We start from the raw sequence: 19,928 nt of genomic DNA, 5'->3' as shown, positions 1-19,928 counted from the left end.
CCTCAGAATTCCGCGTGGCCCGGCGCGCGCGGGTACGGGATCGCGTCGCGGATGTTGGCCAGGCCGCACACGTAGCAGACCAGGCGCTCGAAGCCGAGGCCGAAGCCGGCATGCGGCACGGTGCCGTAGCGGCGCAGGTCGCGGTACCACTGGTAGTGCGCGGGGTCGAGGCCGAACTGCTGCATGCGCCGGTCGAGCATGTCGAGACGCTCCTCGCGCTGGCTGCCGCCGATGATCTCGCCGATGCCGGGCGCCAGCACGTCCATCGCGGCGACGGTGCGGCCGTCGTCGTTGAGGCGCATGTAGAACGCCTTGATGCGCTCGGGGTAGTTCATCACCACCACCGGCCGTCCGACGTGCTGCTCGGTCAGGTAGCGCTCGTGCTCGGTCTGCAAATCCACGCCCCATTCGACCGGGAACTCGAACGTCCTGCCGGATTTCTTCAGGATCTCGACCGCATCGGCGTAGTCGATGCGCTCGAACGGCGCGGCGATGAACTTCTCCAGGCGCTCGACCGCCTCCGGCAGCACGCGCTCGGCGAAGAACGCCATGTCGTCCGGGCGCTCCTCCAGCGCGGCGCGGAACAGGTACTTGAGGAAGTCCTCGGCCAGGCGCGCGTCGGCGTCGAGGTCGGCGAAGGCGATCTCCGGCTCGATCATCCAGAACTCGGCGAGGTGCCGCGGCGTGTTGGAGTTCTCCGCGCGGAAGGTCGGGCCGAACGTGTAGACGTTGCTCAGCGACAGGCAGTAGGCCTCGACGTTGAGCTGGCCGGAGACCGTCAAAAAGGTCTCCTTGCCGAAGAAGTCCTTGCCGAAGTCGATGCCGCCGCTGGCGTCGCGCGGCAGGTTCGCCAGGTCCAGCGTCGACACGCGGAACATCTGCCCGGCGCCCTCGGCGTCGGAGGTGGTGATGATCGGCGTGTTGATCCACAGGAAGCCGCGCTCGTGGAAGAAGCGGTGCACCGCCGCGGCCAGTGTGTGGCGCACGCGCGCCACCGCGCCGAACAGGTTGGTGCGCGGGCGCAGGTGCGCCACCTCGCGCAGGAATTCCAGCGAATGCGCTTTCGGCTGGATCGGATAGGTTTCGGGATCGTCGACGAAGCCGCAGACCTCGATCGCCGTCGCCTGGATCTCGAACGCCTGGCCCTTGCCCTGCGAGGGCGCCAGCGTGCCGGTGGCGACCACCGCGCAGCCGGCGCCGAGGTGCTGCACCTCGCTGGCGTAGTTCGGCAGCGTCGCCGGCGCGACCACCTGGATCGGGTCGAAGCAGGAGCCGTCGCTGACGTTGACGAAGGACAGGCCGGCCTTGGAATCGCGCCGCGTGCGCACCCAGCCGCGCACCGTCACCTCCGTGCCGGGCGCCACCGCGCCCGACAGCGCCTGCTTCACGCTGGTCACCGCCATGAATGAAAACTCCCGATTCGGCGCCGCGTTCGCGGGCCTGGCAAAGGTCGCGATGATAGCGAAGCCCCGCGCCGCGTGCAGTACAATCGCGGTCCTTCCAACCCCCCAGAAGGCACCGCGATCATGACCATCCGCATCACCGCCGCCGCCCGCGAACGCATGCACGAGTTCCTCGCCAAGCAGCCCGGCGCTGCGGGCGTGCGTTTCGGCGCGCATCCGTCCGGCTGCTCCGGCTACACCTACAGCGTCGACCTCGCCGACAAGATCGGCGCCAACGACCGCGTGTTCGAGGTGAGCGGCGTGCACCTGGTGGTCGATGCGGAGAGCCTGCCGCTGCTGGACGGCACCGAGATCGACTTCCGCCGCGAAGGCATCAACGCCGCCTTCGTGTTCGACAATCCCAACGTCACCGGCGCCTGCGGCTGCGGCGAGAGCTTCACGGTCGGCTGAGCGCGGGGGCGCGGCAGGCGCGGCGCGGCCCCGATCCGCTGTGCCTGCCGGCCGAGGCGGCGCCTCCGGCCCGGTTGCGGATCGGGCGCGGCGCCAACCGCTCCGCATTCAAACACTTGAACTTGCGCCGGCGGGCGGCTTCGCCCTAACATAGCCGGCTCGCCGCGCCTTGCGCCGGCGAACCTTGCCTCACCGCCGCGACGGGAGGCTGCGGGGCCCGCGAGGGCCGCATCCACAAGGAGCCACCATGCGTCACTATGAAGTCGTTTTCCTGGTCCATCCGGACCAGAGCGAGCAGGTGCCGGCCATGATCGAGCGCTACAAGACGCTGATCGAGGCCGACAGCGGCACGATCCACCGCCTCGAGGACTGGGGCCGTCGCCAGCTCGCCTATCCCATCCAGCACCTGGCCAAGGCCCACTACGTGCTGATGAACATCGAGTGCGGCCAGACCGCGCTCAACGAGCTGGAATCCGGCTTCCGCTTCAACGACGCGGTGCTGCGCCACCTCATCATCGGCCGCGACGAGGCCGTCACCGAGCTCTCGCCGATCATGAAGAGCAAGGAGAAGGAGGAAGGCAAGGGTTCCCGTCGTCGCGACGAGGAAGGGCTCGGCGGCGACGCCGATAGCGGCGCCAGCGACGAAGCCGCCTGAGACCGGAGACGACCATGTCCAAATTCTTCCGCCGCAAGAAGTTCTGCCGCTTCACCGCCGAGGGCGTGAAGGAGATCGACTACAAGGATCTCAACACGCTGCGCCAGTACATCACCGAGACCGGCAAGATCGTGCCGAGCCGCATCACCGGCACCAAGGCGCGCTACCAGCGCCAGCTGTCGACCGCGGTCAAGCGCGCGCGCTTCCTGGCCCTGCTGCCGTACAGCGACAACCATTTCTATTGATCGACGCGCCTTGCCGGTCCCGCTTCGGCGGGGCCGTCATTCGGACAGCGTGAGTTGCGCCGGCACGGCCGGCGCTAACGAATGAGGAATCCACGATGGAACTGATCCTGCTTGAGAAAGTGCGTGGCCTGGGCGCCATTGGCGACAAGGTCAAGGTGAAGCCCGGCTACGGTCGCAACTACCTGGTGCCGCAGGGCAAGGCGGTGGCGGCCACGGCGGCCAACCTCGCCGACTTCGAGAAGCGCCGCGCCGAGTACGAGGCCAAGTCGAACGAGCTGCTGTCGACCGCCGAGGCGCGCAAGGCGAAGCTGGAGAACGCCGCGATCACGATCACCGCCAACGCCAGCCCCGAGGGCAAGCTGTACGGCTCGGTCGGCCCGCGCGACATCGCCGAGGCGTTCAGCGCGCAGGGCCTCGAGCTCGAGAAGAGCGAGGTGATCCTGGGCGAAGGCCCGCTGCGCAACGTCGGCGAGTACGAGGTGCAGGTCGCGCTGCACGCCGACGTGCAGACCACGGTCAAGGTGGCGATCGTCGCCGAGCAGTGATTGCACCATGCGGTCGGGTACCCCGGCGGGCGCCAACAGGCGCCCGTCGTTTTTTGGCGGCGTCGCAAGGCCTGCGACCGTATCCGCACACAGTTTGTCCACAGGTTGCCCACCGCGGCCGGCGGGTTTTCGCACAGGGTTGTTGTATCGGCAGCCGCGGTTGCGCTGCGTATGATGCGTAGCCTTCGCCCGCTGTCCGCCCCGAACGCCAAGGTGTGCCATGGCCGTCTCGCCTGATCGCAATCCCGCACCGCGCATCGACGCGCTGCGCGTGCCGCCGCATTCGATCGAGGCCGAGCAGGCCGTGCTGGGCGGCCTGATGCTGGCGCCGGAGAGCTGGGATCGCGTCGCCGACCGCATCGGCGAGGACGACTTCTACCGCAAGGACCACCGGCTGATCTTCCGCGCGATCAGCGAGCTGTCCAACAAGAGCATGCCCTGCGACGCGGTGACGCTGGGCGAGTGGTTCGAGTCGCAGCGCCTGGCCGAGATGGTCGGCGGCGCCGCCTACCTGATCGAGTTGGCCAACGCCACGCCGAGCGCGGCCAACATCGTCGCCTACGCCGACATCGTGCGCGAGAAGTCGGTGCTGCGGCAGTTGATCGACGCCGGCACCGAGATCGCCGGCGACGGCTACCGCCCGGACGGCCGCTCCACGCAGGAAATCGTCGAGACCGCCGAACAGCGCGTGTTCCGCATCGCCGAGGCCGGCGCGCGCGGGCGCAAGGGCTTCGTGTCGATGCGTTCGGCGGTCAAGGACGCGTTCCAGATCCTGCACCAGCGCTACGAGAACCGCGGTTCGGTGTCCGGACTGCCGACCGGCTTCGTCGACCTCGACGAGATGACCGCCGGCCTGCAGGCTTCCGACCTGATCATCGTCGCCGCGCGCCCGGCCATGGGCAAGACCGCGTTCTCGCTGAACCTCGCCGAGTACGCGGCGATGAAGACGAAGAAGGCGGTGGCGGTGTTCTCGATGGAAATGTCCGCCTCGCAGCTGGCGTTCCGCCTGATCTCCTCGCTCGGCCGCATCAACCAGCAGCACCTGCGCACCGGCGATCTCGCCGAGGAGGAGTGGCCGCGCGTGACCCAGGCCATCACCCTGCTCAGCGAGGCCAAGATCTTCATCGACGACACGCCGGCGCTGTCGCCCGGCGAGCTGCGCGCGCGCGCGCGCCGGCTCAAGCGCGAGCACGACCTCGGCCTGATCGTGATCGACTACCTGCAGCTGATGGCGGTGCCCGGCAACAAGGAGAACCGCGCCACCGAAATTTCAGAAATCTCGCGTGGACTGAAGGCCCTGGCCAAGGAGCTGGACATCCCGGTGATCGCGCTCTCGCAGCTCAACCGTTCGCTGGAACAGCGCACCGACAAGCGTCCGGTGATGGCCGACCTGCGCGAGTCCGGCGCCATCGAGCAGGACGCCGACGTGATCCTGTTCATCTACCGCGACGAGTACTACAACCCCGAATCGCCGGACAAGGGCCTCGCCGAGGTGATCATCGGCAAGCAGCGCAACGGCCCCACCGGCACGGTCAAGCTGACCTTCCTCGGCCAGTACACCAAGTTCGAGAACCACGCGGGGGACGCGTACGCAGGGATGATGGAATGACCGGGGCTCGGGACTCGGGATTCGGGACTCGGGATGTCTCGGCCGCGATTGTGGCCGCGGCGGGCAGGCCGTCCGGTCTTTCACCGCATCGCTCGCCAAGAAAGCCGGCGTGTCGGCCGCGGCATGCCAAGGCTCGACGCGCCTGCTTTGCCGAGTCCCGAGTCCCGAGCCCCGAGTCCCGCTCTGCATGAGCCGCGCCGCCCTCGCCACCATCCACCTCGGCGCGCTGCGCCACAACCTCGCGCGCATCCGCGAACGCGCGCAGGGCGCGCACGTGATGGCGGTGGTCAAGGCCGACGGCTACGGCCACGGCCTCGAACGCGTGGCGCGCGCGCTGGACGAGGCCGAGGCGTTCGGCGTGGCGGCGATCGCCGACGGCCTGCGCCTGCGCGCGGCCGGGCATCGCCAGCGCATCATCGTGCTCAGCGGGCCCGATGCGCCGGCCGATCTCGCCGAGATGCGCCGGCTCGGCCTGGAGGCGGTGATCCACCACGACAGCCAGCTCGATTGGCTGGCCGCCGACCGCGACCCGCGCCCGCTGCGCGTGTGGCTGAAGCTCGACACCGGCATGCACCGGCTCGGTTTTTCGCCCGAGCGCGCGGCCGAGGTGCATGCGCGCCTGCGCGCGCTGCCGGCGGCGCATCCCGAGATCGCGCTGATGACGCACTTCGCCGCGTCCGACGAGTTCGACAACGCGCTGACCGCGCGGCAGATCGAGCGCTTCGTCGCCGCCACCCGCGGCCTCGCCGGCGAGCGCGCGCTGTCCAACTCGGCGGGCGTGCTGGGCTGGCCGGACGCGCGCGGCGACTGGGTGCGCGTCGGCGGCCTGCTGTACGGACTCGCGGTGGTCGAGGGCAAGTGCGGCGCCGACTTCGGCTTCCGCCCGGCGATGACGCTGGCGACGCGGCTGGTCGCGGTCAACCGCATCCGCAAGGGCGAGCGCGTCGGCTACGCAGCGACGTGGGAGGCGCCCGAGGACATGCCGGTCGGCGTCGCCGCGATCGGCTACGGCGACGGCTACCCGCGCAGCGCCGTTGCCGGCACGCCGGTGCTGGTCGGCGGCCGCCGCGCGGCGATCGTCGGCCGCGTGTCGATGGATCTGCTCACGGTGGACCTGCGCGCAGCGCCCGCTGCGCGCGTCGGCGATGCCGTGACGCTATGGGGCCCCGCGCTGCCGGTCGAAACCGTCGCCGCGCACGCCGGCACGATCAGCTACGAGCTCACCTGCGGCGTCACCCGCCGCGTGCTGTTCGCCGAGGACGAGGCCTGAATGCGGCCCGCGCCGTATCGCTTCTTGCGACACGGCCGGGATATCGTGTGGGCGCGGTTTCGGCCGCGGGCGGCCGACGCCTGCAATCGGGTTGCGGCCGCCGCCGCCGCAGGGCAGGGGCGCACGGCGCCATGACTTCGAGGACATCCATGGCCAAGGCCAAGACCGCCTACGTCTGCGCCGAGTGCGGCGCCGAGCACAACAAGTGGCAGGGCCAGTGCGCGGAGTGCGGCGTGTGGAATTCGCTGTCCGAATTCGTGGTCGAGCCGGCGAAGGCGGCGGCCAGCGGCGCGCGCCGCGGCGGCTATGCCGGCGCCGCGGAAGGCGCAGCGCGCATCACGCCGCTGACCGAGGTGGCGGCGGGCGAGGAATCGCGCAGCCGCGTCGGCATCGGCGAGCTGGACCGCGTGCTCGGCGGCGGCCTGGTCGACGGCTCGGTGGTGCTGATCGGCGGCGATCCGGGCATCGGCAAGTCGACGCTGCTGCTGCAGATGCTGGGTGCGCTGGGCGACCGCATGAGCGGCGTGTACGTGACCGGCGAGGAGTCGCTGGCGCAGGTGGCCTCGCGCGCGCAGCGGCTCGGCCTGCCGCTGGCGCCGCTGCAGGCGCTGGCCGAGACCTGCGTCGAACGCATCCTCGAGCGCGCCGTCGAGGCGCGCCCGCGCGTGCTGGTGATCGACTCGATCCAGACGATCTGGACGGAACTCCTGACCGCCGCGCCCGGCTCGGTCAGCCAGGTGCGCGAATCGGCGGCGAAGCTGGTGCGCTTCGCCAAGGAGAGCGGCACCGGCGTGTTCCTGGTCGGCCACGTTACCAAGGAGGGCGGCATCGCCGGCCCGCGCGTGCTCGAGCACATGGTCGACGCGGTGCTGTACTTCGAGGGCGAGTCGGGCAGCCGCTTCCGCGTGCTGCGCGCGTTCAAGAACCGCTTCGGCGCGGTCAACGAGCTCGGCGTGTTCGCGATGGGCGACAAGGGTCTGCGCGAGGTGCCCAACCCCTCGGCGATCTTCCTCTCCGCGCACAGCGTGCCGACGCCGGGCAGCGCGGTGATGGTCACGCGCGAGGGCACGCGCCCGCTGCTGGTCGAGGTGCAGGCGCTGGTCGACCAGTCCTCGCTGGGCAATCCGCGCCGCGTCGCTCTGGGCCTGGAGCAGAACCGGCTGGCGATGCTGCTGGCGGTGCTGCACCGCCACGGCGGCGTCGCCGCCTACGACCAGGACGTGTTCATCAACGTGGTTGGCGGCATCCGCGTGCAGGAAACCGCCGCCGACCTGCCGGTGCTGCTGGCGGTGCTGTCCAGCCTGCGCGACCGGCCGCTGCCGGAGAAGACGGTCGCCTTCGGCGAGGTCGGCCTGTCCGGCGAGATCCGCCCGGTGCCGAACGGCGAGGAGCGCCTGAAGGAAGCGGCGACGCACGGCTTCGCGCGCGCGATCGTGCCGCGGGCCAACGCGCCGAAGAAGGGCCGCTACGGCGAGCTGGAGGTGATCGCGGTCGAACGCCTGGCCGAGGCGCTGGCCGCGGCGGGTTAGCTAGCTGCCCAGCGCGGCCAGTTCGCGGTGCAGTTGCTCGTGGCGGCCGAGGTTCAGTTCGATCAGCCGCTTCAGGCGCGCGAAGCTGTCGAGGTCGATGCGGTCCCAGGCGAAGGCGAGGCGATCGGCCTCGATGCGCGCGGCCTCGACGCCCATGCTGATCACCAGCGTGCCGTTGACGCGCAGGTCCATGCGGAAGCGCGCGCCGGACGCGCCCGTCCACGCGGCCGGCCGCGCGACCAGGACGCCCTTCAGCGAAAGGTCGAGCAGGTCGGTTTCCCACATCGTGCTGCCGGAGTAGAGGCGCACGCTGCCTTCCAGCGGCACGCGCCGGAAGCGTCGGCGGTCTGCTTCGGGCTGACCGGAGTCCGTGTCCATGTCGATGGTCCCCTCGCTCCCCTGCGGCGCGGATTCTGCGCGTGCGTTGCCGTACGGTTCAAGCCCGGCGCTCAGCGCACCCTCTGCAGCACCAGCTCGAGCACGAACTTGCTGCCGAAGAAGGCGAGCAGCAGCACGGCCATCCCGGCCAGCGTGAAGCGTACCGCGCGGCGGCCGCGCCAGCCCCAACGCCAGCGTCCCCACAGCAACGTGCCGAACACCAGCCAGGCGGCGATCGACAGCACGGTGGTGTGGATCAGGTGCTGGGCGCGGATGTCCTCGATGAACAGCAGGCCGCTGAGCAGGGTCAGGGTGAGCAGCGCGAAACCGGCGCCGATCAGGCGGAACATCAGCGCCTCGGTCTGCGTCAGCGGCGGCAGCGCCAGCACCAGCCGGCCGGGCCGGTGCAGGCGCAGCGCGCGCTCCTGCGCGGCCAGCAGGAGCGCCAGCAGCGCCGCGATCGAGAGCACGCCGTAGCCGAGCAGGGCGACGGCGACGTGCAGCTTGATCTGCCAGCCCAGCGCCACCGGTGCGGTCGGCGGCGCCACGAACACGTCCAGCGCCAGCAGCGCGGCGGCCAGCGGAAACACGATCACGCCGAGCCCGGCGACCGGGCGGGTCAGGTTGACCAGCAAGGTCAGCGCCGCCACCAGCGCCCCGACCAGCGAGAGCGCGGCGAAGAAGTGCAGGTCGAGCGCGCCGCGATGCATGCCCAGCAGCGCGGCGAAGTGCAGCAGCGCGGCGAGCGCGCCCAGCAGCAGGGCGGAGGTACGCGGCCGGCGTGGCCAGCCGGTCAGCGGAGCGGCCAGCAGGGCGGCAGCGCCCAGGTAGCCGGCGATCGCGAGCAGGGAGGTCGGAATGATCGGCATGATGCGCGCGAGTTTGGCACAGCGCGGGGTGTCCGCAAACGCTCCCTGGACCCGCTGGTATACTGGCGCGCTTTCCCGACCTGCGTCCTGCCGATCATGTTCGAGTCGCTCAGCCAGCGCCTTTCCGCCACCGCGCAGCGCCTGCGCGGGCGCGGCCGCCTGACCGAAGCCAACATCCGCGAATCGCTGCGCGAGGTGCGCATCGCGCTGCTCGAGGCGGACGTCGCCCTGCCGGTGGTGCAGGCGCTGATCCAGCGCGTGCAGGTGCGCGCGGTCGGCCAGGAGGTACTGAAGAGCCTCACCCCAGGCCAGGCGCTGGTGAAGGTGGTGCGCGACGAGCTGACCGCGCTGATGGGCACGGTCAACACCGAACTGAATCTCGCCCAGCAGCCGCCCGCGGTCGTGCTGATGGCCGGCCTGCAGGGCGCGGGCAAGACCACCACCGTGGCCAAGCTGGCGCGCTTCCTCGTCGAGCGCAAGAAGAAAAAGGTGATGGTGGTGAGCTGCGACGTGTACCGTCCGGCCGCCATCGAGCAATTGCAGACGCTGGCCGCGCAGGTCGGGGTGGGCTTCTTCCCCTCGACCGGCGCGCAGGATCCGGTGGCGATCGCCCGCGCCGCGGTCGACGCCGCGCGCCGCGAGGTCGCCGACGTGTTGATCGTCGACACCGCCGGCCGCCTGCACGTCGATGCGGCGATGATGGACGAGATCAAGGCGCTGCATGCGGCGCTGAATCCCGTCGAGACCCTGTTCGTGGTCGATTCGATGACCGGCCAGGACGCGGCGACCACCGCCAAGGCGTTCGCCGAGGCGCTGCCGCTGACCGGGGTGATCCTGACCAAGACCGACGGCGACGCGCGCGGCGGCGCCGCGCTCAGCGTGCGCTACGTCACCGGCCGGCCGATCAAGTTCCTCGGCGCCGGTGAAAAGACCGACGCGCTGGAGCCGTTCCATCCCGACCGCATCGCGCAGCGCATCCTCGGCATGGGCGACGTGCTCAGCCTGGTCGAGGAAGTCGAGCGCAAGGTCGACCAGGAAAAGGCCGCCAAGCTCGCCGAGAAGGTGGTCAAGGGCAAGCGCTTCGACATGAACGACATGCGCGACCAGCTCGAGCAGATGGTCAACATGGGCGGGCTGGGCGCGCTGATGGACAAGCTGCCCGGCGTCGGCAGCCTGCCGGACAGCGTCAAGTCCAAGGTCGACGACCGCGAGATCAAGCGCATGATCGCGATCATCCAGTCGATGACCAAGAAGGAGCGCCGTCACCCCGATCTGCTGAACGGCTCGCGGCGCGCGCGCGTGGCGCGCGGCGCCGGGCAGCAGCCGGCCGACGTCAACCGCCTGCTGAAGCAGTACCAGCAGATGGAAAAGATGATGTCCAAGCTGGCCTCGGGCGGCATGAAGGGCCTGATGCGGCAGATGCAGGGCGCGCTCAAACGCGGCGGCGTGCCGCCGATGCGCTGATCGCAGGCGTCGGGCGCTTGGGCGCCCGCGATCGAGGCGTGGCGGCGGCTTTGCGGCCGCGGCTTGCGCCAAACCCTTCCCTTTCCGCCGATTTCCGTTAAAATGCCGCGTTTCCCGCACCGGCCTGAAAGCGGCTGCCGGCCTCGCGGCAACTCTGGAGTTCGTATCGTATGGTGAAGATTCGTCTTGCGCGCGCCGGCGCCAAGGGTCGCCCGTTCTTCCACGTCGTGGTGGCGGACCAGCGCGACAAGCGCGACGGCCGCAGCATCGAGCGCGTGGGCTACTACAACCCGGTGGCGTCCGGCGCGGAGAAGCGCCTGGAGCTGGACGTGGCCAAGGTGCAGGCCTGGGTGGCCAAGGGTGCGCAGCTGACCGACAAGGTGCGCGCGCTGGTCAAGGAAGCCTCGAAGCAGGCTGCCTGAGGTCGGCATGCCCGGCGAACGGCGCGTCCGGATGGGGCGCATCGTCGGGGTGTCCGGGGTGCGCGGCTGGGTGAAGCTCGAATCCTGGGCCGAGCCGCGCCTCGCGATTTTCGATTACCAGCCCTGGCTGCTCGAGACCGGCCCGGGCGAGTTCCGCGAACTGCGCGGTGCGCGCGGACGGGAGCAGGGCAAGGGCCTGGTGGCCGAGCTGCCCGGCGTCGCCGATCGCGACCAGGCGGCGGCCCTGACCGGCGTGCCGATCTGGGTGCCGCGGGCGGCGCTGCCGCCGCTGGGCACGGGCGAGTACTACTGGACCGACCTCGAGGAACTCGAGGTGGTCACGGTGGAGGGCACGGCGCTGGGCCGGGTCAGCCACCTGTTCGACACCGGCGTCCATCCGGTGCTGGTGGTGCGGGACGGCGATCGCGAACGGCTGATCCCGTTCGTGCCCGGGCAGCACGTGCGGTCGGTCGATCTCGACGCGGGCCGCATCGTGGTGGACTGGGATCCGGATTTCTGAAGGCGGCGGGCGACCGCCGGCACGGACGAGGGGCGATGCGCATCGACGTCGTCACGCTGTTCCCCGAATTCGTGCGCCAGTGCGCCGGCGTGGGCGTGGTGGGTCGGGCGCAGGAACGCGGGCTGTTGCAGGTCGAGACCTGGAACCCGCGCGACTTCGCCACCGACAGCTACCGCTCCGCGGACGACCGCCCCTACGGCGGCGGCCCGGGGATGGTGATGATGATCGACCCGTTGCGCGCGGCGCTGGCCGCGGTGCGGGCGGCGGCGCCGGAGCCGGCGCACGTGATTTACCTGAGCCCGCAGGGAACGCGGCTCACGCAGCGCAGGGTGGCGCAGCTGGCGCGGATGCCGCGCTGCACGCTGCTCTGCGGCAGGTACGAGGGCGTGGACGAGCGCCTGCTGGCGCACGCGGTTGACGAGGAGATCTCCATCGGCGACTACGTGCTGTCCGGCGGCGAGCTGGCCGCGGCGGTGCTGATCGACGCGGTCGGCCGGCTGCAGGAGGGCGCGCTGAACGACGCGCAGTCCGCGCAGCAGGATTCGTTCTCGGACGGCCTGCTCGATTGCCCGCACTACACGCGGCCCGAGCAGGACGTGCTGGGATCGGTGCCGCCGGTGCTGCTGTCCGGCGACCACGCGGCGATCCGCCGCTGGCGCCTGAAGCAGTCGCTGGGCCGCACCTGGCTGCGCCGGCCGGACCTGCTGGCGCGGTTGGCGCTGGACGCGGAAGCGCGTCGGCTGCTTGAGGAATTCTGCCGCGAGCATCGTGCGGCGACATGCTGAGGCCCGAACGGCCCGGCCGGATTGATACTTATCGGTGGTGTGCCATGAACAAGATCGTTGAGCAGTTCGAAGCCGCGCAGATGACCCGCCAACTGCCGGAGTTCAGCCCGGGCGACACGGTGGTGGTCAACGTCAAGGTGAAGGAAGGCAACCGCGAGCGCGTGCAGGCCTTCGAGGGCGTGGTGATCGCCAAGCGCAGCAGGGGACTCAATTCGGCCTTCACCGTGCGCAAGATCTCGCACGGCACCGGCGTCGAGCGCGTGTTCCAGACCCACAGCCCGGCGATCGAGTCGGTGTCGGTCAAGCGTCGCGGCAAGGTGCGCGGCGCCAAGCTGTACTACCTGCGCGGTCTCGAGGGCAAGGCGGCGCGCATCAAGGAAGACATCGGCGCCGTCACCAAGTAAGCCGGCGGGCCTGCGGAAACGAAGAAGCCGCGCGGGGCGACCCGCGCGGCTTCTTTTGTTGCGCGTCGCCCGCCGCGAGCCTAGCCGGCCAGCTCGTAGGCCATCACCTTCTCCGGCTCCTGCAGGAAGTTGCCCTGCACGAAGGCCACGCCGCAGGTGAACAGGATCGACATGCTGGCGGCGTCTTCCACCCATTCCGCCACGGTCAGCCTGCCGGCGGCCTGCGCCTGGGTGCACAGCTCGCGCACGCGCTCCTGGTTCTCGGGGTGCTTCGGCAGCTCGGCCATGTAGCTGCGGTCGATCTTCAGATAGCCGGCGTCGATGTGCTTGAGCAACTGGAACGAGTTCAGCCCGGAGCCGAACTGCTCCAGCGCGAAGCCGCAGCCGAACTGCTTGAGCGCGTCGACGAACGCGCGCGCCGGCTTCAGGCTGGTCACTACCTTGCTCTCCGGCATCTCCAGCACCAGCGCGCGGCCGGGCACGCCGGCGGCGGCGAGTTGCTGGCCGATCCACGGCGCCAGCGTCTCGTCCTCCAGCGACTGCGGCGTGATCTTGAGGAAGAACGTGGCCAGCGCACCCTCGCGCTTGCGCTCGGCGAGCACGCGGATCGCGTTGCCGATCACCCAGCGGTCGATCGCCGGCAGCAGGCCGTGGCGTTCGGCGATCGGCAGGAAGTAGCCGGGCAGCACCTCGCCCTTCGGCCCGCGCAGGCGCAGCAGGATCTCGTAGTGCTCGCCCTCGGCGCCCTGCAGGCTGATCACCGGCTGGTAGTACAGCACGAAGCCGTTGCTGGCCAGCGCGTGCTGCACCAGCGCCAGCCAGTGGCGCTCCTTTTCCGCCTCGGCCTTGTCCTTGGCGGCGGGGTCGTGGATGTCGGCGCGGTTGCCGCCGGTGTTCTGCGCGTTGCGCAGCGCGCTGGTGGCCTGGGCGAGTACGGTCGGGGAGTTGGCGTTCTTCTCGCCGATCAGGCTGCCGCCGATGCTGATGGTCAGGCTGATCGACTGCGTGCCGGCCTCGAAAATGTGCGTTTCGACGGCGCCGCGGATGCGTTCGGCGACGGCCTGCGCCGACGCCTCCGCGCCGCCCAGCAGCACGCCGAAGGTGTGGTCGGAAATGCGCCCGGCGATGTCGTGCGCGTCGAGCTGCGCGGCCAGCCGGGCGCCCAGCGCGCGCAGCAGGCTGTCGGCGCTGCCCAGTCCGACCGAGTCGACCAGGTTGCGGTAATTGTCGGGCTCGATCAGCAGCAGCGCGCGGCTGGTGTTGCCGGCCGCGGCCGCGGCCACCGCCTCGTCCAGCACGTCGAGCATGTGGCTGCGATTGAACAGGTCGGTGACCGGGTCGCGCGAGCGCAGCGCGTCGAGCTGCTCGGCCAGCGCCGAATCGGCCTCCTGCCGGCGGAACACGATCTGGATGCAGGGCTCGCCCTCGAAGGTGGCCTGGGCGAACTCCATCACCGCGTCGAAGGTGGAGCCGTCGGCGCGCTGCGCCTTCAGCTCCAGCCGCGGCGGCGGCTTCTCGCCGCGCGACAGGCGCTTCAGCAGCGCCTTGAAATCCTCGGTGTTGGCGGGCGCGACCAGGTCGAGCAGGGTCAGGCCCTGCACCTCCTCGAAGTCCTCGAAGCCGAACATCTCGAGGTAGGCCTTGTTGGCGCGCACGTGCACGCCCTCGTGCACGTAGGCGATCGGGTCGCGCGAGGAATCCAGCAGCGCGTCGCAGCGGCGCTCGGATTCGCGCAACGCGGCCTCCAGCCGGCGCACGCTGCGGCGCATCACCAGCGCCTCCGCCTCGCGTCGCACGATCGCCTGCATCTGGTCGGGGCGGCTGCGCAGCGCCAGCGCGCGCGCGCCGGCGAGGAAGGCGTCGCAGATGGTCTTGTCGTCGGCGTGCGCGACCATCGCGATCAGCACGATGTCCTTGCCGGTGGCGTCGAGCATGCGCGCGACGTCGCCCAGCTTGAGGTCGCGCGTGGCCGGGTTGGCCAGCACCAGGTCGGGGGCCAGGCTCTCCAGCGCGCTTTCGAGTTCTGCCTCGTTGCCGGCGCGCGCGGGGCGCACGGCGATGCCGCCGTTGCGCAGCATGCCGGTGACCTGTTCGGCGTCTTCGAGGGCGTCCTCTATGAAAAGGATCTTGGTGACGTTGTCCTGCTTCATGCGTGGGACTCAGGGCGCGGTACGGCCGCAAACGGGCCGCCGTTCCGTTGCGAGCGTAAACCGCGGCAGTTCGGTTTTACCCGAACCCACCGCCCATTTCCACAACGACGGCGGGCGGCCGCCTCACAGCGGACGCTTGGCCGGATCGCCGGCGACCTCGCGCACCAGTCGCGGCACCAGGTAGCCGGGCAGGCGCGCGCGCAAGGCCTCGACCAGCGCGCGGGCGCGGGCGTCGTCGACCTCGAAGTGGGCGGTACCCTCGACGCGGTCGAGCTGGTGCAGGTAGTAGGGCAGCACGCCGGCCTCGAGCAGGCGTTCGGACAGCGCCGCCAGCACCGCGTCGTCGTCGTTGACGCCCTTCAGCAGCACCGACTGGTTGAGCAGGGTCGCGCCGGCCTGGCGCAGGCGCGCGCAGGCGGCGGCGACGCCTGCATCGATCTCGGCCGGGTGGTTGGCGTGCAGCACGACCACGCGCTGCTGCGGCAGGGCGGACAGCCAGGCGCAGAACTCGGCGTCGATCCGTTCCGGCAGCACCACCGGCAGGCGCGAGTGGATGCGCAGCCGGCGCACGTGCGGGATCTCCCGCAGCCCGGTGGTCAGGTCGGCCAGCTTGGCCGTGGACAGCGACAGCGGATCGCCGCCGGACAGGATCACCTCCGACAGCGAGGTGTCGGCGCGCAGGTGCGCCAGCGCCTCGCGCCAGTGCGCGGACGCGGCGATCTCCTCGGCGTAGGGGAAGTGGCGGCGGAAGCAGTAGCGGCAGTTGACCGCGCAGGAGCCGCTGGCGATCAGCAGCGCGCGGCCAGCGTATTTGTGCAGCACGCCGTGCGCGGCAAGCGCGCCCAGGTCGCCGACCGCGTCGCGGCTGTAGCCGGGCGCGGCGTCCAGCTCGGCGAGCTGCGGCAGCACCTGCAGCAGCAGGGGGTCGCGCGGGTCGCCGCGGCGCATGCGCGCGACGAAGCCGCGCGGCACGCGCAGCGGGAAGCCGGCATCGTCCGCCGGCAACTTCCCGGCAAGCCGGTCCAGGTCGAGCAGGGCGAGCAGCTCGCGCGCATCGGTCACCGCCTCGCGCCAGAGCTGGCGCCAGTCGGCCAGGGCCGGCGACGGCTGCGCGGGAGCGGGGCTTGCGGTTATCATGCGCGGTCTCGGATGGGGCGGCGTGCCCCGCTGAACATCCCATTCTAGCCGCTTCCCGGGGCGGCTTTTTCGTATCGGAGCACCCCCATGGCGACCTACGGACTGAACGACGTCAAGAACGGCCTGAAGATCATCGTCGACGGCGATCCCTACACCATCGTCGAGGCGGAGTTCATCAAGCCCGGCAAGGGGCAGGCGTTCACCCGCATCCGCATCCGCAACCTCAGGAACGGCCGCACCGTCGAAAAGACGCTGAAGGCGAACGAGTCCGTCGAGGGCGCCGACGTGGTCGACACCGACATGCAGTACCTCTACACCGACGGCGAGTTCTGGCACTTCATGCAGCCGGACACCTTCGAGCAGCACACCGCCGACAAGGCCGCGATGGGCGACGCCGCGCAGTGGCTGAAGGGCGAGGAGGAGTGCATCGTCACGCTGTGGAACGGCGTGCCGCTGTCGGTGACGGCGCCGAACTTCGTCGAGCTGAAGATCGTCGAAACCGATCCGGGCGTGCGCGGCGACACCTCCGGCGGCGGCGGCAAGCCGGCCAAGCTGGAAACCGGCGCGGTGGTGCGCGTGCCGCTGTTCGTCGGGCAGGACGAGGTGATCAAGGTCGACACCCGCACCGGCGAGTACGTCGGCCGCGTGAAGTGAGGCCGGCGTGAGCGCACCGCGCGAGATCGATCTGCTGATCGAAGCCCGCTGGGTGGTGCCGGTAGAACCGCACGGCACGGTGCTCGAGCAGCACGCCGTGGCGGTGGACGGCGGCGCGATCGTCGCCGTGCTGCCGGGCGCGGCGGCGCGTGCGGCCTTCGCCCCGCGCGAAAGCGTCGTGCTCGACGAGCACGCGCTGATCCCCGGCCTGGTCAACGCGCACACGCACAACCCGATGACGCTGTTGCGCGGACTCGCCGACGACCTGCCGCTGATGGTCTGGCTGCAGCAGCACATCTGGCCAGTCGAGGCGCGCGTGCTCGGCCCCGAGTACGTGCGCGACGGCGTCGAGCTGGCGGTCGCCGAGATGCTGCGCGGCGGCACCACCTGCGCCAACGAGAACTACTTCTTCCCCGACGTGATCGCCGCGACCTACCGCCGGCTCGGCTTCCGCGCCGTGGTCGGCCTGCCGCTGATCGAATTCCCCAGCGCCTGGGCGAAGAGCCGCGACGAGTACTTCGAGCGCGCGCTGGCCGTGCACGACGACTTCCGCGGCGACGCGCTGATCGGCGCCGCGTTCGCGCCGCACGCGCCGTACACGGTGTCGGACGAGGCGTTCGAACGCATCCGCACGCTGGCCGACCAGCTCGACATCCCGGTGCACCTGCACCTGCACGAGACCGCGCACGAGGTCGAGGAGGCGAAGCGCGAAACCGGCCTGCGCCCGTTGCAGCGGCTGCAGAAGCTCGGCATCGTCAACGACCGTCTGATTGCCGTGCACATGACCCAGCTCACCGACGCCGAGATCGCGCTGTGCGCGGAGGCGGGCGTGTCGGTGGTGCACTGTCCGGAGTCGAACCTCAAGCTGGCGTCCGGCTTCTGCCCGGTGGAAAAGCTGCGCCGCGCCGGCGTGACCGTCGCGCTGGGCACCGACGGCTGCGCCAGCAACAACGACCTCGACATGTTCGGCGAGATGCGCACCGCGGCGCTGCTGGCGAAAGGCGTCGCCGGCGACGCCAGCGCCTTCGACGCCGCCGCGACGCTGCGCGCCGCCACCCTGGACGGCGCGCGCGCGCTCGGCCTGGGCGAGCGCATCGGCTCGATCGCGCCGGGCAAGCGCGCCGACCTGGCCGCGGTACGGCTGGATGCGCTGGAAACGCAGCCGCTGTACAACGTGATCTCGCAACTGATCTACGCCGCGGGCCGGCAGCAGGTCAGCGACGTCTGGATCGACGGCCGCCGCCAGCTCGCCGCGCGCGCGCTGACCGGCCTCGACGCCGACGCGCTGCGCGCCAAGGCGCGCGCCTGGCGCGAGCGCATCGTCGCGGTTTGACACGATTTCGATCCGCCGCTCCCGCCCGGCGCTTGCGATGACTTGAATCACGACGGCGGGTCGGGACCCGCCCTACGGTACACGCCATGCAAACGGCCAATGTCAGCCCCGAAGAAATCGCGCGATTCGAGCGGCTCGCCTCACGCTGGTGGGATCCCGACGGCGAGTCCCGCCCCCTGCACGATCTCAATCCGGTGCGTGCCGACTTCGTTGCCGCGCGCGTCGCGCTGCGCGGCGCGCGCGTGGCCGACGTCGGCTGCGGCGGCGGCCTGCTCAGCGAGGCGCTGGCGCGCGCGGGCGCGACGGTGGTCGGCATCGACCTCGGCGCGGCGCTGATCGACGTTGCCCGCCTGCACCTGCACGAATCCGGACTGGAGGTCGATTACCGCGTGTGCGGCTCGGCCGAGCTGGCGGCGGCCGAACCGGAAGGTTTCGACGCGGTCTGCTGCATGGAGCTGATCGAGCACGTGCCCGACCCGGCGGCGCTGGTCGCCGACCTCGCGCGCCTGCTCAAGCCCGGCGCGCGCCTGGTCCTGTCCACGCTGAACCGCACCCCGGCCAGCTTCGCCGCGGCGATCGTCGGCGCCGAGTACCTGCTGCGCCTGCTGCCGCGCGGCACCCACCACTATGCGCAGTTCCTGCGCCCGTCGGAACTGGCCGCGCTGCTGCGCCGGGCCGGGCTGGAACTCGAGGAAGTGGAAGGCCTGTCCTACAACCCGTTGACGCGCCAGGCGCGCCTCGTGGAGAACACCGCCGTGAACTATCTGCTGTGCGCGCGCAAGCCCGCATGAAGCCGCTGCCGCAACGCGTCGATGGCGTGCTGTTCGACCTCGACGGCACCCTGCTCGACAGCGCTCCCGACCTGGCCGCCGCGCTGGATGCGCTGTGCGGCGAGCGCGGCGTGGCGCCGCCGCCGTACGCGACGGTGCGCGCGGTGGTTTCGCGCGGCGCGCGCGCGGTGCTGCGTCGCGGTTTCCCCGCGGCCGAAGACGACGCGATCGCGGCGCTGCTGCCGCGCTATCTCGATCTCTACGCCGAAGTGCTCGGCGCAGGCACGCGGCCGTTCGACGGCGTCGAGGCGCTGCTGTCCACGCTGGAGGGATGCGGGGTGCACTGGGGCGTGGTCACCAACAAGCCCGGCTTCCTCACCGCGCCGCTGCTGCAGCGGCTGGGCCTGGCGCAGCGCGCCGCGGTGGTGGTGTCCGGCGACACGCTGGCGGTGAAGAAGCCCGATCCGGCGCCGGTGCTGCACGCCTGCACGCAGATCGCGCTCGATCCGCGGCGCTGCCTGTTCGTCGGCGACGACCTGCGCGACGTCGAGGCCGGCCGTGCCGCCGGCGCCTACACGGTGGCGGCCGCCTGGGGCTACCTCGACGGCGGCGACCCGCACGCCTGGAACGCCGACGCGGTGGCGCTCGCGCCGACCGACCTGATCGACTGGCTGGACTGCGCATGAGCGATTCGGGTTTCGAAAGTTTCCTCGGCAAGTGGCTGACCGCCGAGCCCGGACAGGCGATCGCGCTGGGCTACCTCGGCGCCGCGCAGCGCGACGCCTGCTGCGCGCTGGCCTGCCTGGAGCATGAGCTGATCGCGGCCACCTACGGCATCCGCGAGCCGCACGTGGCGGCGGTGAAGCTGAACTGGTGGGGCGAGGAACTGGCGCGCGCGCGCCAGGGCGAGGCGCTGCACCCGCTCACCCAGGCGCTGTTCGCCGATGCGCGCGCGGCGGCACTGCCGGCGGCGCTGTACGTCGCGCCGGTGACGGCCGCGCTGGAGCGGCTGGGGCAGGGCAGCGTGCCCGATTTCGACGCCCAGCTCGCCGCCGCCGAACGCTTCCACGGCGCGCTGGCCGCGCTGGAGACGGCGTTCTGGTACGGCCCCGAGGCTGCGCCGGCGCGCGCCGCGCGGCTGGCGGCGCTGGGCCATCTGGGCGCCGCGCTGGCCTCGCTGGATGCGGAGGGCGGCCACGAACGCCTGCCGCTGCCGATGGCGCTGCTGGCGCGGCATCAGCTGACCCGCGAGGATCTGACGCGGCCGTCCGCCGCGCGCAGCGCCGCGCTGCGCGACCAGGTGCGCGCGCTGGCGGCGGCGATGGACGCGGCACGG

22 protein-coding genes are annotated in these 19,928 nt (G+C 71.1%); 17 read left to right on the top strand and 5 right to left on the bottom strand.

What is annotated here, in order from left to right; translation table 11 throughout:
* Positions 1 to 2: 2 nt before the first annotated feature.
* Positions 3 to 1,403 (bottom strand): asparagine--tRNA ligase, encoded by a 1,401-nt coding sequence (gene asnS / locus ABFC67_RS05445; protein ID WP_346737034.1) that lies wholly within the window; start codon positions 1,401 to 1,403, stop codon positions 3 to 5.
* 123 nt (positions 1,404 to 1,526) lie between these two features.
* Between asnS and ABFC67_RS05440 the strand changes: the two genes are divergently transcribed.
* The 7 genes from ABFC67_RS05440 (at position 1,527) to radA (ending at position 7,706) form a co-directional block, all read left to right on the top strand.
* A complete protein-coding gene (locus ABFC67_RS05440; protein WP_346737033.1) occupies positions 1,527 to 1,853 on the top strand; it encodes an iron-sulfur cluster assembly accessory protein in 327 nt (108 codons plus the stop codon).
* A gap of 247 nt (positions 1,854 to 2,100) precedes the next feature.
* Complete coding sequence (gene rpsF, locus ABFC67_RS05435; protein ID WP_346737032.1) at positions 2,101 to 2,508, top strand: 30S ribosomal protein S6; 408 nt, start codon at positions 2,101 to 2,103, stop codon at positions 2,506 to 2,508.
* Between the two features lie 14 nt (positions 2,509 to 2,522).
* Complete coding sequence (gene rpsR / locus ABFC67_RS05430) at positions 2,523 to 2,753, top strand: 30S ribosomal protein S18 (RefSeq protein ID WP_346737031.1); 231 nt, start codon at positions 2,523 to 2,525, stop codon at positions 2,751 to 2,753.
* A 95-nt stretch (positions 2,754 to 2,848) separates the two neighbouring features.
* Positions 2,849 to 3,298, top strand: coding sequence for a 50S ribosomal protein L9 (rplI, locus tag ABFC67_RS05425; RefSeq protein WP_346737030.1), 450 nt, complete (start codon positions 2,849 to 2,851; stop codon positions 3,296 to 3,298).
* Positions 3,299 to 3,518: 220 nt separating this feature from the next.
* Positions 3,519 to 4,907 (top strand): replicative DNA helicase, encoded by a 1,389-nt coding sequence (locus tag ABFC67_RS05420; RefSeq protein ID WP_346737029.1) that lies wholly within the window; start codon positions 3,519 to 3,521, stop codon positions 4,905 to 4,907.
* Positions 4,908 to 5,094: 187 nt separating this feature from the next.
* Positions 5,095 to 6,177, top strand: coding sequence for an alanine racemase (gene alr / locus ABFC67_RS05415; RefSeq protein WP_346737028.1), 1,083 nt, complete (start codon positions 5,095 to 5,097; stop codon positions 6,175 to 6,177).
* A 149-nt stretch (positions 6,178 to 6,326) separates the two neighbouring features.
* Positions 6,327 to 7,706, top strand: coding sequence for a DNA repair protein RadA (gene radA / locus ABFC67_RS05410; protein ID WP_346737027.1), 1,380 nt, complete (start codon positions 6,327 to 6,329; stop codon positions 7,704 to 7,706).
* On the opposite strand, the gene ABFC67_RS05405 is transcribed toward radA, so the two are convergent.
* Together ABFC67_RS05405 and ccsA are read right to left on the bottom strand one after the other, a co-directional pair.
* Positions 7,707 to 8,084: a PilZ domain-containing protein gene (locus ABFC67_RS05405; protein ID WP_346737026.1), complete on the bottom strand. Its 378-nt coding sequence runs from the start codon at positions 8,082 to 8,084 to the stop codon at positions 7,707 to 7,709.
* A gap of 71 nt (positions 8,085 to 8,155) precedes the next feature.
* Complete coding sequence (gene ccsA / locus ABFC67_RS05400; RefSeq protein WP_346737025.1) at positions 8,156 to 8,953, bottom strand: cytochrome c biogenesis protein CcsA; 798 nt, start codon at positions 8,951 to 8,953, stop codon at positions 8,156 to 8,158.
* Positions 8,954 to 9,049: 96 nt separating this feature from the next.
* Between ccsA and ffh the strand changes: the two genes are divergently transcribed.
* From ffh to rplS, 5 genes are all read left to right on the top strand, one after another.
* Positions 9,050 to 10,417 (top strand): signal recognition particle protein, encoded by a 1,368-nt coding sequence (gene ffh, locus ABFC67_RS05395; RefSeq protein ID WP_346737024.1) that lies wholly within the window; start codon positions 9,050 to 9,052, stop codon positions 10,415 to 10,417.
* Between the two features lie 170 nt (positions 10,418 to 10,587).
* On the top strand, positions 10,588 to 10,839 hold the full coding sequence (gene rpsP, locus ABFC67_RS05390; RefSeq protein WP_346737023.1) for a 30S ribosomal protein S16: 252 nt from the start codon (positions 10,588 to 10,590) through the stop codon (positions 10,837 to 10,839).
* A 7-nt stretch (positions 10,840 to 10,846) separates the two neighbouring features.
* The gene (gene rimM, locus ABFC67_RS05385) at positions 10,847 to 11,359 is read left to right on the top strand and encodes a ribosome maturation factor RimM (protein ID WP_346737022.1); all 513 of its coding nucleotides are present in this window, start codon (positions 10,847 to 10,849) and stop codon (positions 11,357 to 11,359) included.
* Between the two features lie 35 nt (positions 11,360 to 11,394).
* Positions 11,395 to 12,144, top strand: a complete 750-nt coding sequence (gene trmD, locus ABFC67_RS05380) for a tRNA (guanosine(37)-N1)-methyltransferase TrmD (protein ID WP_346737021.1) — start codon at positions 11,395 to 11,397, stop codon at positions 12,142 to 12,144.
* A 44-nt stretch (positions 12,145 to 12,188) separates the two neighbouring features.
* Positions 12,189 to 12,548 carry a 50S ribosomal protein L19 gene (gene rplS / locus ABFC67_RS05375; protein WP_346737020.1) on the top strand — a complete coding sequence of 120 codons (360 nt, stop codon included), beginning with the start codon at positions 12,189 to 12,191 and terminating at the stop codon, positions 12,546 to 12,548.
* 80 nt (positions 12,549 to 12,628) lie between these two features.
* Here the strand turns inward: rplS and ABFC67_RS05370 are convergent, their stop codons facing one another.
* Together ABFC67_RS05370 and epmB are read right to left on the bottom strand one after the other, a co-directional pair.
* Positions 12,629 to 14,698 carry an EAL domain-containing protein gene (locus ABFC67_RS05370; protein ID WP_346737019.1) on the bottom strand — a complete coding sequence of 690 codons (2,070 nt, stop codon included), beginning with the start codon at positions 14,696 to 14,698 and terminating at the stop codon, positions 12,629 to 12,631.
* 123 nt (positions 14,699 to 14,821) lie between these two features.
* A complete protein-coding gene (epmB, locus tag ABFC67_RS05365) occupies positions 14,822 to 15,835 on the bottom strand; it encodes an EF-P beta-lysylation protein EpmB (RefSeq protein ID WP_346737018.1) in 1,014 nt (337 codons plus the stop codon).
* 87 nt (positions 15,836 to 15,922) lie between these two features.
* Here epmB and efp point away from each other — a divergent pair, with 87 nt between their 5' ends.
* From efp to ABFC67_RS05340, 5 genes are all read left to right on the top strand, one after another.
* Complete coding sequence (gene efp / locus ABFC67_RS05360; RefSeq protein WP_346737017.1) at positions 15,923 to 16,489, top strand: elongation factor P; 567 nt, start codon at positions 15,923 to 15,925, stop codon at positions 16,487 to 16,489.
* Positions 16,490 to 16,496: 7 nt separating this feature from the next.
* Positions 16,497 to 17,822: a TRZ/ATZ family hydrolase gene (locus tag ABFC67_RS05355; RefSeq protein ID WP_346737016.1), complete on the top strand. Its 1,326-nt coding sequence runs from the start codon at positions 16,497 to 16,499 to the stop codon at positions 17,820 to 17,822.
* 86 nt (positions 17,823 to 17,908) lie between these two features.
* On the top strand, positions 17,909 to 18,613 hold the full coding sequence (gene ubiG, locus ABFC67_RS05350; RefSeq protein WP_346737015.1) for a bifunctional 2-polyprenyl-6-hydroxyphenol methylase/3-demethylubiquinol 3-O-methyltransferase UbiG: 705 nt from the start codon (positions 17,909 to 17,911) through the stop codon (positions 18,611 to 18,613).
* Positions 18,610 to 19,278 carry a phosphoglycolate phosphatase gene (gph, locus tag ABFC67_RS05345; protein WP_346737014.1) on the top strand — a complete coding sequence of 223 codons (669 nt, stop codon included), beginning with the start codon at positions 18,610 to 18,612 and terminating at the stop codon, positions 19,276 to 19,278. The genes ubiG and gph overlap by 4 nt, the downstream gene beginning before the upstream one ends.
* Positions 19,275 to 19,928 (top strand): squalene/phytoene synthase family protein (locus tag ABFC67_RS05340; protein WP_346737013.1); only part of this gene is annotated, 654 nt, incomplete at its 3' end. The genes gph and ABFC67_RS05340, both read left to right, overlap by 4 nt.

It is taken from the genome of Mizugakiibacter sp., from assembly GCF_039680435.1.
GTDB lineage: Bacteria > Pseudomonadota > Gammaproteobacteria > Xanthomonadales > Rhodanobacteraceae > Mizugakiibacter.
This window is presented reverse-complemented; position numbering and strand designations above follow the sequence as displayed.

Excerpts from the sequence above, each read along its gene's own strand:
- asnS (WP_346737034.1), bottom strand. The coding sequence starts at position 1,403 with ATGGCGGTGACCAGCGTGAAGCAGGCGCTGTCGGGCGCGGTGGCGCCC.
- ABFC67_RS05440 (WP_346737033.1), top strand. The coding sequence starts at position 1,527 with ATGACCATCCGCATCACCGCCGCCGCCCGCGAACGCATGCACGAGTTC.
- rpsF (WP_346737032.1), top strand. The coding sequence starts at position 2,101 with ATGCGTCACTATGAAGTCGTTTTCCTGGTCCATCCGGACCAGAGCGAG.
- rpsR (WP_346737031.1), top strand. The coding sequence starts at position 2,523 with ATGTCCAAATTCTTCCGCCGCAAGAAGTTCTGCCGCTTCACCGCCGAG.
- rplI (WP_346737030.1), top strand. The coding sequence starts at position 2,849 with ATGGAACTGATCCTGCTTGAGAAAGTGCGTGGCCTGGGCGCCATTGGC.
- ABFC67_RS05420 (WP_346737029.1), top strand. The coding sequence starts at position 3,519 with ATGGCCGTCTCGCCTGATCGCAATCCCGCACCGCGCATCGACGCGCTG.
- alr (WP_346737028.1), top strand. The coding sequence starts at position 5,095 with ATGAGCCGCGCCGCCCTCGCCACCATCCACCTCGGCGCGCTGCGCCAC.
- radA (WP_346737027.1), top strand. The coding sequence starts at position 6,327 with ATGGCCAAGGCCAAGACCGCCTACGTCTGCGCCGAGTGCGGCGCCGAG.
- ABFC67_RS05405 (WP_346737026.1), bottom strand. The coding sequence starts at position 8,084 with ATGGACACGGACTCCGGTCAGCCCGAAGCAGACCGCCGACGCTTCCGG.
- ccsA (WP_346737025.1), bottom strand. The coding sequence starts at position 8,953 with ATGCCGATCATTCCGACCTCCCTGCTCGCGATCGCCGGCTACCTGGGC.
- ffh (WP_346737024.1), top strand. The coding sequence starts at position 9,050 with ATGTTCGAGTCGCTCAGCCAGCGCCTTTCCGCCACCGCGCAGCGCCTG.
- rpsP (WP_346737023.1), top strand. The coding sequence starts at position 10,588 with ATGGTGAAGATTCGTCTTGCGCGCGCCGGCGCCAAGGGTCGCCCGTTC.
- rimM (WP_346737022.1), top strand. The coding sequence starts at position 10,847 with ATGCCCGGCGAACGGCGCGTCCGGATGGGGCGCATCGTCGGGGTGTCC.
- trmD (WP_346737021.1), top strand. The coding sequence starts at position 11,395 with ATGCGCATCGACGTCGTCACGCTGTTCCCCGAATTCGTGCGCCAGTGC.
- rplS (WP_346737020.1), top strand. The coding sequence starts at position 12,189 with ATGAACAAGATCGTTGAGCAGTTCGAAGCCGCGCAGATGACCCGCCAA.
- ABFC67_RS05370 (WP_346737019.1), bottom strand. The coding sequence starts at position 14,698 with ATGAAGCAGGACAACGTCACCAAGATCCTTTTCATAGAGGACGCCCTC.
- epmB (WP_346737018.1), bottom strand. The coding sequence starts at position 15,835 with ATGATAACCGCAAGCCCCGCTCCCGCGCAGCCGTCGCCGGCCCTGGCC.
- efp (WP_346737017.1), top strand. The coding sequence starts at position 15,923 with ATGGCGACCTACGGACTGAACGACGTCAAGAACGGCCTGAAGATCATC.
- ubiG (WP_346737015.1), top strand. The coding sequence starts at position 17,909 with ATGCAAACGGCCAATGTCAGCCCCGAAGAAATCGCGCGATTCGAGCGG.
- gph (WP_346737014.1), top strand. The coding sequence starts at position 18,610 with ATGAAGCCGCTGCCGCAACGCGTCGATGGCGTGCTGTTCGACCTCGAC.